Annotated in this window: 14 protein-coding genes; 13 read left to right on the forward strand and 1 reads right to left on the reverse strand. The window is 60.1% G+C overall.

The window, feature by feature from the left end:
* The first annotated feature begins 120 nt into the window (after positions 1 to 120).
* The 7 genes from THTE_RS18165 (at position 121) to THTE_RS03495 (ending at position 6,508) form a co-directional block, all read left to right on the forward strand.
* The gene (locus THTE_RS18165; RefSeq protein WP_095414126.1) at positions 121 to 966 is read left to right on the forward strand and encodes a hypothetical protein; all 846 of its coding nucleotides are present in this window, start codon (positions 121 to 123) and stop codon (positions 964 to 966) included.
* A gap of 212 nt (positions 967 to 1,178) precedes the next feature.
* Entirely contained in the window at positions 1,179 to 1,388 is a 210-nt protein-coding gene (locus THTE_RS03470; protein WP_095414127.1) for a helix-turn-helix transcriptional regulator, read from the forward strand.
* Complete coding sequence (locus THTE_RS03475) at positions 1,385 to 4,084, forward strand: DUF3987 domain-containing protein (RefSeq protein WP_095414128.1); 2,700 nt, start codon at positions 1,385 to 1,387, stop codon at positions 4,082 to 4,084. The genes THTE_RS03470 and THTE_RS03475 overlap by 4 nt, the downstream gene beginning before the upstream one ends.
* Positions 4,085 to 4,097: 13 nt before the next feature.
* Entirely contained in the window at positions 4,098 to 4,583 is a 486-nt protein-coding gene (locus THTE_RS03480; RefSeq protein WP_095414129.1) for a hypothetical protein, read from the forward strand.
* 21 nt (positions 4,584 to 4,604) lie between these two features.
* Positions 4,605 to 5,045 (forward strand): helix-turn-helix domain-containing protein, encoded by a 441-nt coding sequence (locus THTE_RS03485; RefSeq protein WP_095414130.1) that lies wholly within the window; start codon positions 4,605 to 4,607, stop codon positions 5,043 to 5,045.
* 4 nt (positions 5,046 to 5,049) lie between these two features.
* Positions 5,050 to 5,478: a hypothetical protein gene (locus THTE_RS03490; RefSeq protein ID WP_157731676.1), complete on the forward strand. Its 429-nt coding sequence runs from the start codon at positions 5,050 to 5,052 to the stop codon at positions 5,476 to 5,478.
* A gap of 103 nt (positions 5,479 to 5,581) precedes the next feature.
* Positions 5,582 to 6,508, forward strand: a complete 927-nt coding sequence (locus THTE_RS03495) for a hypothetical protein (RefSeq protein ID WP_095414132.1) — start codon at positions 5,582 to 5,584, stop codon at positions 6,506 to 6,508.
* Here the strand turns inward: THTE_RS03495 and THTE_RS03500 are convergent.
* Positions 6,505 to 6,717: a hypothetical protein gene (locus THTE_RS03500; RefSeq protein ID WP_095414133.1), complete on the reverse strand. Its 213-nt coding sequence runs from the start codon at positions 6,715 to 6,717 to the stop codon at positions 6,505 to 6,507. The genes THTE_RS03495 and THTE_RS03500 overlap by 4 nt on opposite strands.
* 806 nt (positions 6,718 to 7,523) lie before the next feature.
* On the opposite strand from THTE_RS03500, the gene THTE_RS03505 reads away from it, so the two are divergent.
* The 6 genes from THTE_RS03505 to THTE_RS03530 all read left to right on the forward strand — a co-directional run bounded on the left by THTE_RS03505 (position 7,524) and on the right by THTE_RS03530 (position 17,120).
* Positions 7,524 to 13,847, forward strand: coding sequence for a DUF2380 domain-containing protein (locus tag THTE_RS03505; protein ID WP_168175778.1), 6,324 nt, complete (start codon positions 7,524 to 7,526; stop codon positions 13,845 to 13,847).
* Between the two features lie 12 nt (positions 13,848 to 13,859).
* Positions 13,860 to 14,549, forward strand: a complete 690-nt coding sequence (locus THTE_RS03510; protein ID WP_095414135.1) for a double-CXXCG motif protein — start codon at positions 13,860 to 13,862, stop codon at positions 14,547 to 14,549.
* 7 nt (positions 14,550 to 14,556) lie between these two features.
* Positions 14,557 to 15,900: a hypothetical protein gene (locus THTE_RS18260; protein ID WP_207651771.1), complete on the forward strand. Its 1,344-nt coding sequence runs from the start codon at positions 14,557 to 14,559 to the stop codon at positions 15,898 to 15,900.
* 119 nt (positions 15,901 to 16,019) lie between these two features.
* Positions 16,020 to 16,325, forward strand: coding sequence for a carboxypeptidase-like regulatory domain-containing protein (locus THTE_RS03520; RefSeq protein ID WP_157731678.1), 306 nt, complete (start codon positions 16,020 to 16,022; stop codon positions 16,323 to 16,325).
* Between the two features lie 19 nt (positions 16,326 to 16,344).
* A complete protein-coding gene (locus THTE_RS03525) occupies positions 16,345 to 16,695 on the forward strand; it encodes a hypothetical protein (RefSeq protein WP_095414137.1) in 351 nt (116 codons plus the stop codon).
* Entirely contained in the window at positions 16,692 to 17,120 is a 429-nt protein-coding gene (locus THTE_RS03530) for a hypothetical protein (protein ID WP_095414138.1), read from the forward strand. Before THTE_RS03525 ends, THTE_RS03530 begins: the two co-directional genes overlap by 4 nt.
* Positions 17,121 to 17,278: the final 158 nt, after the last annotated feature.

The following is a 17,278-nucleotide window of genomic DNA, read 5'->3' on the forward strand; positions in this document are numbered from 1 at the left end:
ACGAACACCCCGTAAGATGAAGGTAAGGGCGGCTAGGGTTGACGTCCCCGAAAGCCCGCCGCCACACGGGTTGCCGCCCTTTTCTTTGTTGTGGTGTCTTTTCACGTGGGAGTGGTACACGTGTCTCACGATCTTTCCGAGCGTTTTCGAGATCTGGCTGAACAATACAGCGCCGTACTGGAACACTGGCGGGGCTTTTGGGAGTTGATCAACAGTAACATCCTTCGGCGATGGAAAGCCGCAGAGGCATGGGATGGCTTCGAACGAGCTTTTCTGACGGCTGCCAGCACGTTGGCCGAGTTAAGGGGCGATGTTCCGCCGGAAGTGGCCAACTTATGGATTGGCCCGACTGCATGGGTACCGGTGTACTCTGGTGCGCTCCGAGTGGGGGAGTCGCTTGACTTGCAAGTAAGGTTCTTCCAGGCCTGGTTGCCGCGGGTGAGTGGGGCAGTAGATTTCGGTTGGGTGTGGCGCGCGGACTTTTACCGGGACGTAGAGCAGCTGGAGTGGTACAAGCGTGAACTGGAGGAATGCGCCCGGGTGTGCGAAAGTTGGAACCGGAAACAGGAAGCGCAAAAGATCGTTAAGGCACTTCAACAACCCAACCCGTTGAAGAACTGTGACCAGGCCGAAGCGGTCACCACCAGACCGGAGAATCCCTCGGCAACACGAGAGGACACAGCCCAAACCGCGGTGGCAGGCGATGTGCCCGGCAACCAATCGAACCGCAAAGGAAGGAAGCGGGGGGATTGGGTGATAAAGGCACTGGAGCTACTGGAAGACAACCCACAATTAAGTGACAGGCAAATAGCTCAGATAATCGGGGTGAACCCCTCAACCCTTTGCAAAAACGAAAAGTATTCGCGGGGCGCTCAATGTATTCGGGGCGAGGGCCGCGTCTCACAGGGCTTCAAGACCCGTGAGGGTAAGACGGATGCTATCGCACCACCCGACGAAGACGACTGATTCTCACTATCTCTTCCCGCACTGATCTAACCCGGTTTCACGCCGGGTTTTTTGTTGCGCTCACCGGAAGGTGTTCTATCAATTCAGCGCGCAATTCAGCGCTGAAAAGGAAATAATTCCTTTTCCCAACATCACTTACGCAAAAGTGTTCAGCGCGGAATTCAGCGCGCCGGGGATAGGTAGAGACACTTGTTGCAATTCGGAGGTGAATCATGCAACGACAGATTTTGGAATTCCTTTCCCCGGCTGAGCTGGCGAAACGCTTGAACGTTTCCCGTCGCACAGTGTTTCGTTTTGTCAGCGCCGGCAAACTGCCCCAACCGCTCCGGCTGAGCAAGCGCACCGTCCGGTGGCGGTGGGCCGACGTCGAAGAGTTTCTTGCTAAACATGAGCGGCCCAAGCGGGGGGGAGGGCGGCGATGACAAGTGAACCGATTACAGCCGTTCTCAACGCCCTGGAACGCATCGGTGCCCGCGGGCTGATGACAAAGCCAAATGAGCGTTGGCAGTTTCACTGTCCAGCCCACGAAGATAGGCAGCCGTCTTTGACTGTCTCTCGCAAGCCGGATGGGACGGTTTTGCTTCACTGTCACGCGGGATGTAGCACCGAGGCTGTTCTAGCCGCCCTTGGGTTAACCGTGAAGGACTTGTTTCCTAACGTCCAGGAAATTCACCCTAGGGCACAGAAGAACACGTCAGGAAAAAAACCCACCCCCGGAAAAAACATCAGTGAACAGCAGAACGCCAACGGGAAGGTGTATCCGACGGCCCGGGATGCACTGAAAAGCTACGGCTTGGGAAAGCCCGCGAAGTGGTGGGCATACCGGAACGCCAACGGTGACGCGGTGATGGTGGTGGCCCGCTGGAATACGCCCGACGGGAAGGAAATCCGGCCGGTATACAAAACTCCATCCGGTTGGAAGCCGGGGGCCTTTCCCCCACCGAGGCTGTTGTATCGGTTGCCCGAACTACTTCAAGCCCACTCGGGGACGCCGATTATCGTGGTGGAAGGTGAAAAGTGCGTTGACGCAATGACAGAACTTGGCTTCGTAGCAACCACGTCCCCCAACGGTGCCAACGGTGCCAAACACGCGGACTGGACCCCGCTGGCAGGCCGGGAGGCGTGGATAATCCCCGATTTTGATGACGCGGGGGAAAAATATGCCCGGGACGTTACGGAGCTGGCTTACCAGGCCGGCGCGAAGGCGGTCAAGATTATCCCACTGGATGCGTTGTTTCCGCAATCAAAGGCGACGTTTCCGGAGGGGATTGATATTGCCGATGTTGTCCAGGGGTTCCGTGAAGACGCGAACGCGGAGAGCTTGCTTGCGGATTTGGGGGAACGTATTCGCAACGTTGCGGCGAACACCCCACCCGAACCCCGCCCCGGGGACGCACCGGCCGGGAAGATATTACGCGTGGAAGCCCCCCTTCAGGAAGCGACTGAACCAACCCCAGTCGATGATAGGGCGGAATTAGCAGAATTGCCGTCAAGCCGATGGATGCCGTTTCCTGTAGAAACGTTCCCCCCAACCGTGCAACGTGTTGTTCAGGAAATCGCTGGGGCCACCAACACCGATTCAGCCATAGCAGCGGCTTTCGCACTTGGTACGTTGGCCGGTGCGATTGGAAACAGCAGGGCCTTGCAACTCAACGAGAGCTGGTTGGTACCGTCCATTCTGTGGGTTGGTGTAATCGCAACATCGGGAAGCGGGAAAAGTCCAGTGTTAGATTTTCTGACGAAACCTATCGAAGAGGCCGAGGCACAGTTGGCCGAGCACAACAAACGCCGAAAGCAGGAATACGAAGAAGCTATGCTACGGTACGAAGCGGAGTTGCGTGAATGGCGAAATAACCGTAGTGGAAGCCCACCCGAAAAGCCGACTCCGCCCCCGCAACCCCGATTACTCACCATGGATACGACACTCGAGGCCGTCGGTGTATTGCTGAGTCAGTCGCCCCGTGGACTTCTGATGGCACGCGATGAATTAGCTGAGTGGTTGGACTGCACCCGCTACAAAAACAGTCACGCCGACGCGGCAGGCTGGAACCGGTGTTATGATGGGCTTCCGTTATTCGTTGACAGAATCAACCGCGAACGGTTGGCCATCCCGCGGGCGTCCGTTTCCGTGGTGGGGGGTATCCAGCCGGCTGTCTTACGACAATTCGTGGGCAACGTTTATGTGTCCGATGGTGGTACCCTTCCGCGGATGTTGCTTCTCGCCCCGCCGATGCGTCCACGCCGCTGGAACTCGGGCGTTAGCAAAAGCGTCCAGGCCAAGTGGGCAACCTTCGTTGAGAGTTTACTGGCATTGCAAATGCGTGAGGGCGAAAACGCCCCCTCCCCGGTTGTTCTTACCATGTCGGCGGAAGCGGAAAAGCTGTGGGCTGAGTGGTACAACACAATGGGCGACGCCATCGAAGCGGCTAATCTTACTCACGATTTCAAGCTTGCGTCTTTTTTGTCCAAGTTACAGGGCACCGCCGCAAGAATCGCCCTCGTACTACACTTGGCCCGATGGGTGGATGGCGTGGATGGCGATGCTTCCATCGTCAGTGCGGAGAGCATGAGGAACGCCCTCAAAATCGCATATTGGTGGCGTAACGAATTGTCTCGCGTACTTGAGTGGTTGCTGACGGACGAGATGCGTTCGGCCGAGTTGGCGGTGCTGGAGTGGGCACGCAAGCGTGGCGGATTGGTGACAGTACGTGAGCTGTACTCCCAAGGCCCCCGGCAATTCCGGGGCAAGCCCGAAGAGGCGGAAGCGGTTCTTTCAAAGCTGGCCAGACTTGGTTACGGAACGTTAGAAACAGAACTCGCTTCCCAAAAGGGGGGAAGGCCAAAACGCGTGTTTCGGCTGGCTGCATCGCTGGATGCGGAAGCGAAACCTCACGAAAAGGCCGTTTTACGAGGTTTTGCATCCGCTTCCAGTGCTTCCACCCACAAAACGGAAGAATTGTCAACAGCCAACCGCAACCATACACCCCCCGAAAGTGGCGGGACGGATTCCGGCCAACCTGGACAACCCCAACGTCCCGAAGTGGACCTTGACGAACTGAACCGACGGCTGATGGAAGTCGCGGAACAGGACGCCGATGCGTGGGTGGAATTCTCATAACCGGAGGGCGGCAATGGACGTGAGGGAAACGAACACCCTGGACACTGGCAAGCCCGAAACCAGGCCCGAAAGTGCCCCGTACTTCCTTCACTGGCTGAACCGGCCCGGTGTCAAGGTGGTATGGGAAAACGGCAAACTCCGGCTTGGCATGAAGACCAGGGCGTTGACGGCTGACGAAGTGGCCATCTTGCTTCAGCACAAAGAGGAAGTGGGCGGCTGGCTGTTACTCCACAAACTCTGGGAGGCGGGGTATTCCCTCCGGTTGCAACCGAGCGAATATGGCCCGGGATACGTCCTGATTCCCACGGGAAAGCCGGCGCGGCCCGTGGGTGATTTTCCAGCCCTCTTCGAGCTGTACGACACTTTCCATGACTCCGCGGTGGCCCTGCTACTGGATGCATGCCGGTTACTCAAGATCGATCCCGTGGACTGGCCCAAGACCGCGGAGCGGTTCGTTAGGGAAGCGATCCTGTATGCCCAAGAGAGGGAGTTGGCTTAAGCATCACGGAAAGGGTGTGACATGGCAAAATCCGACAAAACCCGACAGTTGCGGCTGGCACAGAGGAACGCGATTGAGCTTCTCTTGGCCGGTAAGACCGATCAGGAAGTGGCTGAGGCGGTGGGCGTTAGTCGCCAAACAATAAACTCGTGGCGAAACAAGGACGAACTCTTCCGGGCGGCCCTGGATGCCCGCCGACAAGAACTCTGGGGGGCCTACGTGGAGCGGTTACGACAATTGATAGGCCGCGCCCTTCAGGTGTTGGAGGCTGACTTGCTTCAAGATGACGACCGACGGCTACGGCAATCAGCGGCGGTGCATGTCCTCAAGTGCGTGGGACTTTACGGAGCGAACCTGGAACCCACGAATCCCACGGAGCGGTGGCTCTTTGACGACTGGACCGACGCGCGGTTGGAAAGGGCGTTGAAGCGCTTTTGGGATGATGGCTTTACAGAAAGTTGACACCATGAGAATATCCTCACAGAAAGACACTTCCCGGCTAACGTTCAAAGACTTCCAGGAAGCGGTGAGCTGGATACTCCGGGGCGGCTACCGGCTTCAGCTTCGCTCGGATGGCGTGGTGGAAGTGTGCCATTCACTTCCCGGGGGAAGGTTGGTCACCCAAGACATTCTGGACGCCCTAACTCCCTTCTACCGGGAATTCAAGCGCCGGCTGAAAAAGCCCCGTGGTTGGCCCCGTAACGTGGAGCTGCCCAAGTGGTGGTCAGACATAGCCCTCGGCTTCACGATCACGCGGGCAAGGGCGTCAGAGTGCCCGGAATGCGGCTTCCCCGTGGCCATCCTGGTGGACTTCGACATGTGGAATGAATGGCGCTGCCCACAATGTGGGGTGATTGCTGAACCTTGCTTGCCTAACATCAAAACGGTATCATGACGCCACAACACGGGCGGGATAGGGGACGCCCGACAAGCCGAACCCCCCGGCTTCCCGCCCGCATCTTTTTCTGGGGGTTAGCTTTATCACGGGGGAGTGTGATATGGCCTACATCTTCAAGAAGGTAACCACTCGGTGGCTTCACGAAGGGAAGCAAGTTTCCGCGGCCAAGGCTAAGCGACTCATCAAGCAAGGGAAGCCCGTCGAAAAGGTGAAAGAGCAATCCCGCAAGTGGTACATCCGGCTTCGACTTCCCAACGGCCAAGTGAAAGAGTTTCCCGGCTTCACGGACAAAAAGGCAACCCTAGCCTACGCGGCGGAGTTGGAGCGGGACGCGGAGCGGCTGGCTGCCGGGGTGATTCGCCCCGCGGATAGGTTTCTTCGTGAACCGGTGGAAAACCACCTGGCCGACTTCCAGCGTGACTTGCAGGCCCGGGGTAGAACCCCCAAGCATATCACGCTCACGCTCTCCCGCATCCGCAAGGTGTTTTCAGTGGCTAACGTCGAAACTCTCGGCGATATTCGCCCGCAAGCCATCCGGGACGCGATTCTTTCCCTGGACGTGAGCACCGAAACCCGCAACCATCATCTTGTTGCATGCAAGGCGTTGTCCCGGTGGTTATGGAAACACGGCAAGCTGCCCGATGATCCACTGGCTGGACTCTCCCGCTGGAACGCTGAAGTGGACCGCCGGGTGAAACGAAGAGCACTGACTGCTGATGAATTGCGCCGGCTGATCGAAGCGACAGAACGAAGCCCACGTGTTTTCCGAGGTCTAACGGGGCGGGATAGGGCGGCCCTCTATCTGTTGGCCAGTTACTCTGGCTTTCGGGCGTCGGAGCTGGCCAGTGCTCCGTCAAAGGATAATTTTGGGATAGACGGACTTCAGTTTGCAACGGGCATCGGCTGCGGTCATTTGCCAGGCGACGCCCCGCCACACACTGCCGGGTCAAATAGCCGAGCTCGCACTCCGCGTAACGCCCGTCCAAAAGCGCCGCCACCTTCGTCGTCCAGTCACTCTTCGTCCTAAAAATGCTGACGAAGCTTCTTCGCCGTCTCGCGCCGACGCCCGAACGCTTCGGCAATCCGTTGGTCCGTCCAAGCTGGACCATTCGCGTCCGCCTTCAGCAGAATCTGAACGCGACGGACCTTCTGGCTCGTCCCCTTCAGCTTGCGAATGACCTCCCGACACTTCTGACGTTCTTCCTGGGTCAGCCGGACAATATACTTCTTTCGCATGGCAACCCTCCTTGGCGAAACGGAACGGAAACAACCTGGATCCTATCCCATCCCACCCACCACAATCCCAATATGTTCCTTTGACGCAGCAGTAGACTGACGGGGCTTAATGGCAGCCTGCTGGCCGCAGAACCTCTCTCGCAAAGCCTGAGTAATGGGGCGTGGTCGCAGCTTGCCCAGAGTCCCTTCGCGAGGCGGGGCCATCGCCAAAAGGGTCGCAAACGAGGATTTCTTGTCACTTCTGCTGGAGACGACTCCGTGGCGGTATACGCCAGGGCGATTTTCAACAGCACAACTCCCTGCATGGTTCGCGGTTCGTGAGGTGGTCAAAAAATCGTGAAAAATTCAGCCTGACCAGATGAGACCCCTGGATTTTTCCGCACCTCCTGCAGGGAAAGCGTTTTTTAGCCTCCGCAAAAGTCCGCTAAATTCCGGGATGCGAGAGCAATGCAAGGGGCTCTTGACAAGGGAATGCCTTGAGGTAAACTGAACACGGCCTCGGTAGAAGCGGGGACGATCCACATTGGCGGCGTAGGGCCCTAGGGGAGCGGAGTGCCAGGAGGCAGGTCTATGGCTAATGTGGGGGAAGCCGGGTTGTGAGGGGGCTAGGCGGCCAGTGGGACTTAGCCTTTGCGGGTTGGGTATTGTCTTTTATCTACTCTTGAGGGCTGACGAATCGGTTGGGAGAGGGAGCCGGGATGCGCAAGCATTCTGCACGTTGGTGGGGATTCTTTCGGCGTTGGGGTCGTGGCCCAAAGGGGCGTAAGCCGGTGCGATTGAAGCCTCGAAGCTTGCGGATGGAGCCCTTGGCCCCTCGTGAGATGCTGGCCGGTGGCGTGTTGTTGACGCGGTTCTATGGGGATGGTGCCCACTTGGTTGTCAACTATGACGTGGTGGGCGAAGATGTGCAACCGTTTGAAGTGGGCATCTATTGCTCCGCCGGCACTGCGGCCAGCGAGACGTTGGTGGCCAGTGCGCGGGTAAGCAAGCCGGCAGAGCTTGCGGCCGGCACAGGCCATAGTCTTGCGATCAAGGCGACGTTCGACGATCTTGAAGACGACTACGTGCTGGTGGCCAAGATCGAGGCCGGCTCCAAACCAAGTCCCTCGGCAGGCGACGAGCCGAGCCAAGCGAAAGACTCGCGGGTGTTCGGTGGCGGGGTATTCGTGGCCCGCGATGGCACGTTGCACGTGCATGGGACGCCCGGGGACGACCAGGTGTCCGTCGCGGTGGCCGACAACGGCGGGGTGCGGGTTCGGCTGAATGATACCTGGTATTCGTACAAGCCTCACGAAGTCTCTAGCGTTCACATCCGCACCCACGCCGGGGACGACGTTGTGGCCACCAGCGCCCTGGTGAGCGTGCCTGTGTGGGTTTTCGGGGGCTCGGGCAGTGACTATGTGCTTGGAGGTAGCGGGGACGACCTTGTGGTGGGCGGGACTGGCGATAACCGTCTGTACGGCGGCCCGGGCAATGACATATTAGTCGGGGGTGAAGGGAACGATTATCTCCACGGGGGCGAGGGGGAGGACATCCTTCACGGCGGTGGGGGAGAGAATACGCTGGTGGCGGCACAGGGGGAGGACGTGGTTGGGAGTGGGGCTGGACAGCGGCTCTTGGACGCTCGCTCGGCAACGACTTTGGATGCCGTGGGGGATGCGGACGGTCTGGTTGAAGCGCTCCAGGTGGCCAGTGGCGACCATTCCGGATTCTGGTTGCCAAGCGAGACGTCCTCCGGGTCGCGCCGGTCCTCTGGCCGTTTGGTGTGGGTGGACGAGGCGCTTGCCGGGACGAGCGGTGTTGGGGTGGCGGTTGATCAACAGCAGGGTGGTCTGCCGCTGAAGCGTGAATTGCCGGTAAGCGGAGCGGCCGCGGCGGCTGCGGGCAGCCACGGAGTGGGTGTGGCTGGCGACCACATCGGCGGCGGTCCAGTGCTGAAGCGAGACACAACGGTTGAGGAAGAAGAATTCGCCCGGCTGCCGGCCACTCGGGGCGGAGTGGCACGCCCTGAGGGCGCGGCCGCAGGCAATCCGGTCGGCCGCCTGATCTCCCTCGGGTCGTTGACCGCTCCAGGAGCAGCGGTCGACCGTGACCCAGCTCGGCAGGGCAGGTCTGTGGGAACCAGCCGAAAAGAATGGGGCGGGAAGGAGTCCCGCAACTACGGGGCGGGCTTTGCCGCGGCTCAGCCGGGGTTGTCCGACCGTCACGGGTTTGGTCTCGTTACTCCGAGTGCATTTGAGCCCGCAGCAGCCGATCTACGAGCCCACACGCGGGCCGGGAGTGGCTTGATAACCCTGTCTTCTGGCACCGGGAGTGGCAGCGCGTCCGGGTCCGGCGGCAGTGGGTTCGCCTCGGGTTCGAGCTCAGCCTCGGGGGGCAGCGGTTCGGCTTCAGGCTCCGGTTCGGCCAGCGGCGGCGCCGGCTCGGCTTCCGGGGAGATCGCACAGCCGGTCTTCCAACCGCCGCGCCACGTGCTCCACACGGGCTATGTGGTCGATCCGGCCGTGCCGTTTATTCCGGCCGAAATCGGCAACTACAGCTCTACCACCGAGGAAACCACCACTACCGAGGAAACCTGGCAAGAGGGCGGTATCACCTACACGGCCACGATCGTCAAGGACTCTACGCTTTCCATCACGGCCACCTTCGGGGCGGGCAACGCTTGGACCTATGTCGAATCGCTCGTGTCCAGCTACACAGTGACCACCACTGGCAGCGACGGTTCCACCGCCTACGAGTCAGGCACCTACCAGTACACCTTCATCGCCTCGGGCACGACCGACAGTTCTGGCATCGTGGAAACCACGAGCTACACTTTCACCGCCAGCGGCTCAAGCAGTGCCAGCGGCTCAGTCACCCAGAGCTACAGTTCCGGCGCCTGGAGCGACACCACCACCTACCGCTGGAGGTGGTCGGGCGGCTTCCAGGATACCGTGAGCAACACGACAGACCTGGCCGCCGGCAGCGGTTCGGGCAGCGCCTCGGGCAGCGGCTGGGCCAGTTTCTCCTACTCGGCCAGCGGCTCCTATTTCTACACGTTTGATGGCGGCTCGGCCGGCGGCACCCTGATCGCTTCCGGGAGCGAGGGCATGTCGTATGGTTATGCGATCACGGCCGCCTCCTCCGACGGCCAATGGAGCAAGGCCGGCAATGCCACAGTCAACGAGAACGGCTCGGCCGACTACTCCCATACCGGTACCGGCTCCTATGCTGCCTCGGGCACCGGTGCGATGTCCTCGTCGGGCAGCGGCAGTGCCAGTGGCGTGCCCTTCGAGTTTGAGTGGAGTTACAACGGTTCATTGAGCGAGACGGCCATCCACACTTCTTCTTACCAAGGCACAACGCAGTTTTCCTTGGCGACCGGGGGCACCTGGCAAGCCACCGCCGGCAGCCTCACCGGGACCGGCTCGGTCACGTGGTCCTACTCGGCCGGCGGTTCCTACTCCTATCAATTCGACGGGGGCTCGGTCAGCGGGCTCTTTTCCGCCTCCGGCTCGGAGAGGTTTTCTTATCATTACTCCGTTAGTGCGAGCAACTTCAACGGCCAGTGGACCGAAAGCGGCACCGCCTCGCTCACCCAAACCGGGTCGGCAACTGCCACCTACAGCGGGTCGGGAAGCTTTGCCATGTCCGGCCAAGCCAGCGCCTCCGGTGGAGGTTCCGGCTATAGCTGGAGCTATAGCGGCACCATCTCCGAAAACGGCAGCGATCGCTCTTCGTATACCGCCACAACCCAATTGGTACTCGACGGCCAAGGCGCCTGGCAGCCCACCACGGGCAGCGCGTCGGGAAGCGGCACCAACCAATGGTCCTACACCTGGCAGGGCTCATATTCCTATGGCGGCGATGGCGTCTCCATAAGCGGCAGCTTCACTGACAGTGGCAACGACGCCTTCTCTTACGGATACAGCGTTACCGGTGACTACGCCGACGGCCAGTGGGACGAAACCGGCACGGCCACCGTCACCCTCAGCGGGCAGAACAGCTTCTCCTATTCGGAGACCGGCACCCTACCCTTGGCAGGCGAAGGCTGGAGCCTGACTGGCACCCTCTCTAGTAGCGGCAGTCAGGACAGCTCCTGGTCCTACGGACTGGACTTGGCCCTGGACACACAAGGCACTTGGCAAGCCACGAGTGGCTCCGGCGGCTCTTCGGGCCTGGGCGAGGTGCACCAGTCGTTCACCGGCAATGGCAACTACTCCTATGCTCTGGGCAACGGCACGATCAGCGGCGTTTTCAATCTCACGGTCAGCGAGCACGTGGCCCCCTATATGTTTTCCACTTCCGCCACCTATGCTGGTGGCCAGTGGAGCGAGACCGGCAATGCCACGGCCATCATCGCCGGCCAGGGCAATTCCAGCTACACCGGTACTGGCACCGTGGGCATGTCGGGAAACCAGTGGAACGCCTCGATAACCATCAGCGAAAACGGCAGCGACGGTTACCTATATCAGTACACCCTGGGCTACCTCTTGGATGACCAGGCCACCTGGACCCTTAATACCGCCAGCGGCGGCATTGATGGCAGTGGCCTGGCCAACCGGTTTTACTCGGCCGATGGCTCCTACTGGTACGATGTGGGCCTGAGCACCATTACCGGCGACTTCTCGGAGTACGCCGAAGACCACTTGGCCTACTCCTACACCACCACCGACACCGCCGCCGGCGGGGTGTGGGTCCACTCGGGCTTCGGCACCTGGAACGACCACGGCCGGGGCAACCGCTCTTTCTCGGCGAATAGTCCTTACGTCACGGCCGACGGCTACAGCGGTACCATCCACGAAAGCGGCTACGAGTCATTCAACTACAACTACATGGGGAATCCCGCGCTGGATACCGAAGGAAATTGGTATTGGGCGACTGGCAGCGGCCAGGCTAGCGGCAATGGCCACTGGACATTCAACCGCACCGGCAGCAAGCCCTACAGCCGCACCGACGGCGAAACCTATTCTGTAACCGGCACCAAGAGCGAAAACATTACCGACCAAATCTCCTATTCGTATAGCACGCTGGCGGCGGTCAACGGCCAAGGCTCCTGGGTTCTCAACGGCGGGGCCACTGCCCAGGCCGAGGGCCAAGCCACCTGGAGCTATTCGGCCAGCGGCTCATTCTCCTCCAGTTCCAGTGCCTCTGGCTACAGCACCAGCTACAATGCGACCACCAGCGAAAACGGCTCCACTGGATCGGGCTACAACTTCTCGCTCAATTTCGAGCTGGTCGATGTGAACTGGATGCCGACCACTGGGCAAGGCACGGTCACCGCCACCCGCGAAGAACATTTCTCCCACACTGGTACCCGGCAGACCGAGGAGCGGGTGAACTGGAGCAGCTTGGGTGGCGGCGGGAACCGGACCGAGTCCCGCACCCTCACGCAAGGCCAGACCAAGGACCTGACCTACCAACGGACCGACCACTACATTTGGGCCCCGGGCTCGGCGTCCGCAAGCGGTTCCGGATCGGCAAGCGGATCGGCTGCCAGCCCGTGGCGCCTGACCCAAATTGAAGAGTGGGGCAGTGGCATTGCCACACGCCAACTCGATTACGACTATAGCGGCAGCGGCAGTTCCTGGGCCCAGTGGGGCGATGCCAACGAGGGGGGCTCCGGCAGCGGCTCCTGGTACGCCGTGCGCTCCATCTACCAGGAGAGCCATTCCACCGAAAGTCTCAACCGCACGATCACCTTTAACGCCTCTGGGCAGGCCAGCAGTAGCGGCACGAACGTCCGCTCGGCCTCGGCCAGTGGGCAGGCGGACTCGTTCTACCACTCCGAGTGGGCGGATTACTGGTGGAGTGGGCCGGAGACCTGGGCCAACGGCGGGAGCTACCAGAACGCCACCTACGACGACTACACTTATCAGTACCAGTGGACGAAGACTTGGCAGGGCCAGGGGGATGGCACCGTGGCAAGTTCGGCCACCAACCACGTCACCGGCATGGAAAACGGCGCTGCTACCGGCTGGTCGTTCTGGTCTATCACTTGGGGCAGCGGCTCAGGGAGCGGTAGCGGCTCGGGTCCCGGCTCCGGGAGCGGCAGTGGCAGTGGTTCCGGAAGTGGTCCCGGCAGCGGCAGCGGTACTTCGTCCAGTACCAGTTGGAGCACAAGTTGGAACCACTCCTATGACCAGACGGTCACGTATCCCGGCTTTTATGAGTATCGCTATTACGGCCAGGACTACGGCGGCTGCGGCGAAGAGGACTACATCGCCTACATGGGCGACGCTTTCTACGATAATCCCGGCTCCGACACCGGCTTCTTCCCGTTTGCGTATAGCGAGCAGGAGTACCTGTTTGCCACACAACCGGATGGCGCGAGCTCGCAAGGCCTTAGCAGCCCACACCGCCCGCAGCGGTTGGGGTCCCCTGGGCGCACGCTCCACTCGGCTGGCCGGGCCAATGCAGTTCGCCAGGCTTTGCTGAAAGAATCTCCCCAACTGTCTTGTCGGGAAAGTAGTCAGTACTACGAGAATCAGCAGAACGCCCCATCGTTGTCCAGCGGCAGCGGGTCAGCTACGGTCCTCGGCCAAGGCACAGCCAATGGCGGGGAGGCGCGGGACTTTTGGGCTGCAGCGCGAGAGTTTTTCAGTCTTTACGGGTACTACTTCGGGAAGAAGCTTGACTATTACCAAGCGGGGCTGGATGTAGCTGGGTGCATCCCTGGCGTGGGTGAACCGTTCGACGCATTGAACGCGAGCATTTCTGCTGCTCGCGGGGACTGGACGGGGGCGGGGCTGTCCGCGGCATCGATGATTCCCGTATGGGGCGATGCCATCGGCAAGGGTGGCAAGCTTGGCCGGTACCTTGCAAAATACGGTGATGAGGCTGCGGCTGTTCTCAAAAGTCTGGACAAAGCTAACGATGCCCGCCGTGCGGCGGAGGCCGCTCGGGTCATCGAAAAGCATCACTTGCTCCCAAGGGAATTCGCGGATAGGTTTGCAAAAGCAGGGCTCAATATTGAAGACTACGTGATAGAGCTGGAGCGTGGCAAACACAGGCTAAAGCCGGACGGAATCCATACCGGACCTGACAACTGGAACAAACGCTGGCGCGAATTCTTTAGGAAATACCCGGAGGCGAAGAGAGAACAAATCCTCGAGTTTCTCCAGCATCTGCGGGCCGAGTTTGGAATTTGAGGGGATGTGACCATGCCCAAAAGCGACGTTAAGTTTTGGCACCTTGATGCGCCCGAGTCAACCAAACGGCTTGCGGAGTGGGCAGAGGACATGGGTTCCGAGTCCGCGGTGATCTGTCCGCTTCACGAAGGGCATCGCCGGGCAGGAAAACGGCAACCGAACCTGAAGATTGTTTTACCGGGCAAGACCGTTGACGACGTGGACGACTTTGTGTGGACTTGGTATTCGGAATGTCTTGTACAAGATCACGTATTGGAGTTGTTTAGACGAGCTGGTCTCACGGGCTACGAGGTGAAACCTGTCACAGCCAAGTTCAAACGGACTACGGAACCTCCGCCGAGGTTGTGGGAGTTGGTGGTGACCGGCTGGGCGGGTATGGCGCCGCCCGAGTCGGGAATCAGGCTTATTGAGAAATGCGAAGGATGTGGATACCTGGGATACTCTGGTTGCGACAATCCGGAGCGGCTCATTGATCCTTCGCAGTGGGACGGGAGCGATTTTTTCATTGTGTGGCCTCTGCCCAAGTTCATCTTCGTCACGGACCGCGTGGCCAAGCTCATTCGCGAGAACGGGTTAACCGGAGTGAGGCTGAAAGATCCAAGAAGGTTAGACTTGTCTGGAGGCTTTGGTCCGGGCCGGTTGTCGTATTGGATGCCGGAGGCTCGGGCCCGCGAGTTGGGGGGCCCTCTGGGTATCGACTGATTCCGAGTTGCCCGAGACCTGGGCCAACGGCGGGAGCTACCAGAACGCCACCTACGACGACTACACTTATCAGTACCAGTGGACGAAGACTTGGCAGGGCCAGGGGGATGGCACCGTGGCAAGTTCGGCCACCAACCACGTCACCGGCATGGAAAACGGCGCTGCTACCGGCTGGTCGTTCTGGTCTATCACTTGGGGCAGCGGCTCAGGGAGCGGTAGCGGCTCGGGTCCCGGCTCCGGGAGCGGCAGTGGCAGTGGTTCCGGAAGTGGTCCCGGCAGCGGCAGCGGTACTTCGTCCAGTACCAGTTGGAGCACAAGTTGGAACCACTCCTATGACCAGACGGTCACGTATCCCGGCTTTTATGAGTATCGCTATTACGGCCAGGACTACGGTGGCTCCGGCGAAGAGGACTATATCGCCTACATGGGCGACGCTTTCTACGATAATCCCGGCTCCGACACCGGCTTCTTCCCGTTTGCGTACAGCGACGAGGGGGGCACGTACAGTATGATGCTCCTGGCCAGTCAGCACACAGACGCCGGCGGGTCATTCGAGGAACGTTTGGCTGGGGCCGGCGGCTACGGCGTCTCCGTGGTCCCGCCCGCCGGCGCCGCCAATCGCCAGGTCCCTGTGGCGAACGACGGGGGTCTTGAGCCGTTGCAGGATGGCGTTGCCCAGTCTGTGGATGGCAGCCCTTCGGGGCCGTCGATCGAAATCGGCAAAGCGACCGTGGCCGCGGGGACAGAGGCGGAAGGGAGCCGACCGCTGAGCCTTCAGGAGCGAAGATTCCTCGAGTACCTGTTCACGCAGATAATGCCAAGGCTGAAACAGGACGAGCTGTACGCGAAACTCGTCGGTACGCTCAAGCGGATAAGATTGTACGATGCGGGCTTGCGCACCGAATGGTACTGGATTAAGAACATACTGGCGCAGGCTATTCTGGCTTCTGATCCACAGGTCGGCGCGGTCACGTTAGGCTCGGACCAGTTCTACCGCGATGGGGAGTACCCTTCGCAGCCCGGGCCTAGGAGTATAGCCTTGATTGCCCACGAGACATTTCACTCTCTACACGCGCAGGACCTGGGCACCGGGCTATTCCTGATGGCCTACGGCATCGACAGCCTGGCCGCGTGGTGGTACGAGGGGGACGCGTACCGGAAGAATCTCTCGGAGATTCTTGGTTACGCGGTTCAAGACACGGTTGAGGACATTTTGGGTAAATACCCAAATGCACTGGATTGGTTTGACCAGAACTCGCCTCGATATGGGCAGATTCCGGCTGGTTTTGGTGATTGGGTTAGGCAGCGGTTTCGAGAGAATCTCAACCGGCATCTCCAGAAAACGCCATAGGTGCCATCGTGTGCTGCTTAAATGATAGCGGATATCGTGTTGGGGTGAGTTGGGTCTCCTTAGCTGGTCTTCTTTTGATCGCAGGTTGCTTGTTTGTCCCACGTGACAGCTGGACCGCCGTGGAAGGCGTGGTCGTTGACGACGCCGGCGCCCCGGTGCCTGGAGCCACCGTGACGTTGCGACCTCAGCCGGGCCAAGAGAAGGTCGCGTTTCCCCGCTCGGTGAGCACGGATGAAAAGGGATGTTTTCGCGTCTCCCAGGGCCACGCGCCGGTTCGCTGCAATTTTATTGTCGAAGCGAAGAACGAGGGATATCGGCCAACGACCATCATTGTGGAGGGGTGTAGGGTTCACCGCGGAGTTCGCATTGTGCTGATGCCCGAGCGCGGTGAGCCAAGGGTGACGCCCGGCAGAACCAAACACTGAGTAATTGTGGAGCGCCACCTTGCCACTGACACACTGCGATGCCACCGGCAACCGAATCAATCCCCGCTACGTGACCGGAAAGTACAACCGGCTGTTGTCCGAGGCCACGTACAACTACGAGTATGACGCGGAGGGCAATCACCCCAAACGCACGGGGATCGCGACGCGAGCGGTGACCGAGTACGTCTGCGACCATCGCAAGCGGGTCGTGGCGGTGGTGGAGCGGGCAACCGAGGGTGGGGCGGCGATGCAGCCGGGGACGGGGCGAGCGCTTCCACGTGGCGCTGGTGGAACCCGTTCACATGGTTCGATTGGGGGATCGACTGGAGCGAGGCGGTCGATGAGGAGCTTGCGATTGTCCGCCAATTGAATCAGACTTTTGGCACCAGGCATACGCGCCTTGACCAGTTTACTGCCGAAGAGCGGGCGAGGATCGAGCAAGCCCTGGGTCAGAAGTTCAACTGGGAAGCCGCCAGTGCGATCCGGGCCTCGGACCAAGAACTGCGCGTCCGTGATAAGGTGCTGCTCGGCTCGCAGGTCTCTTTGGTAGCGGCTGGTGTGGCCGACGCCGCGGCGGGTGGCGTAGCTCTTTACGAAGCTGCGACCGGTACAACACTCCTAGTAGAAGGGGCATCCGTTGGCGGCCGCATAGGCAGCGGCGATATTTTCCAGATTCGCCCTGTGGGTAGGCCCCCTCTCATACGATTGGATTACCACGCTATCCGGCCCGGTGGTGCCAAGGTTCCGCTCATCGACTCGCCGCCACTCGGATGGCACCATTGGCCCTGGGAATGAACTTGACGGGAACCGGAAAATATGTGTCTGTACGACGAGATTATGGTGCAAATTGACACTGAGAGCGCGCTTTTCGTAGCCAAAGACTATCTATTGGACGCCCTCATCCCGTTAAATTCGGTCACATTCGATGAGTCGCAAGCCCACTGTGAGATACT

The sequence above is a fragment of the Thermogutta terrifontis genome, from assembly GCF_002277955.1.
Lineage (GTDB): Bacteria > Planctomycetota > Planctomycetia > Pirellulales > Thermoguttaceae > Thermogutta > Thermogutta terrifontis.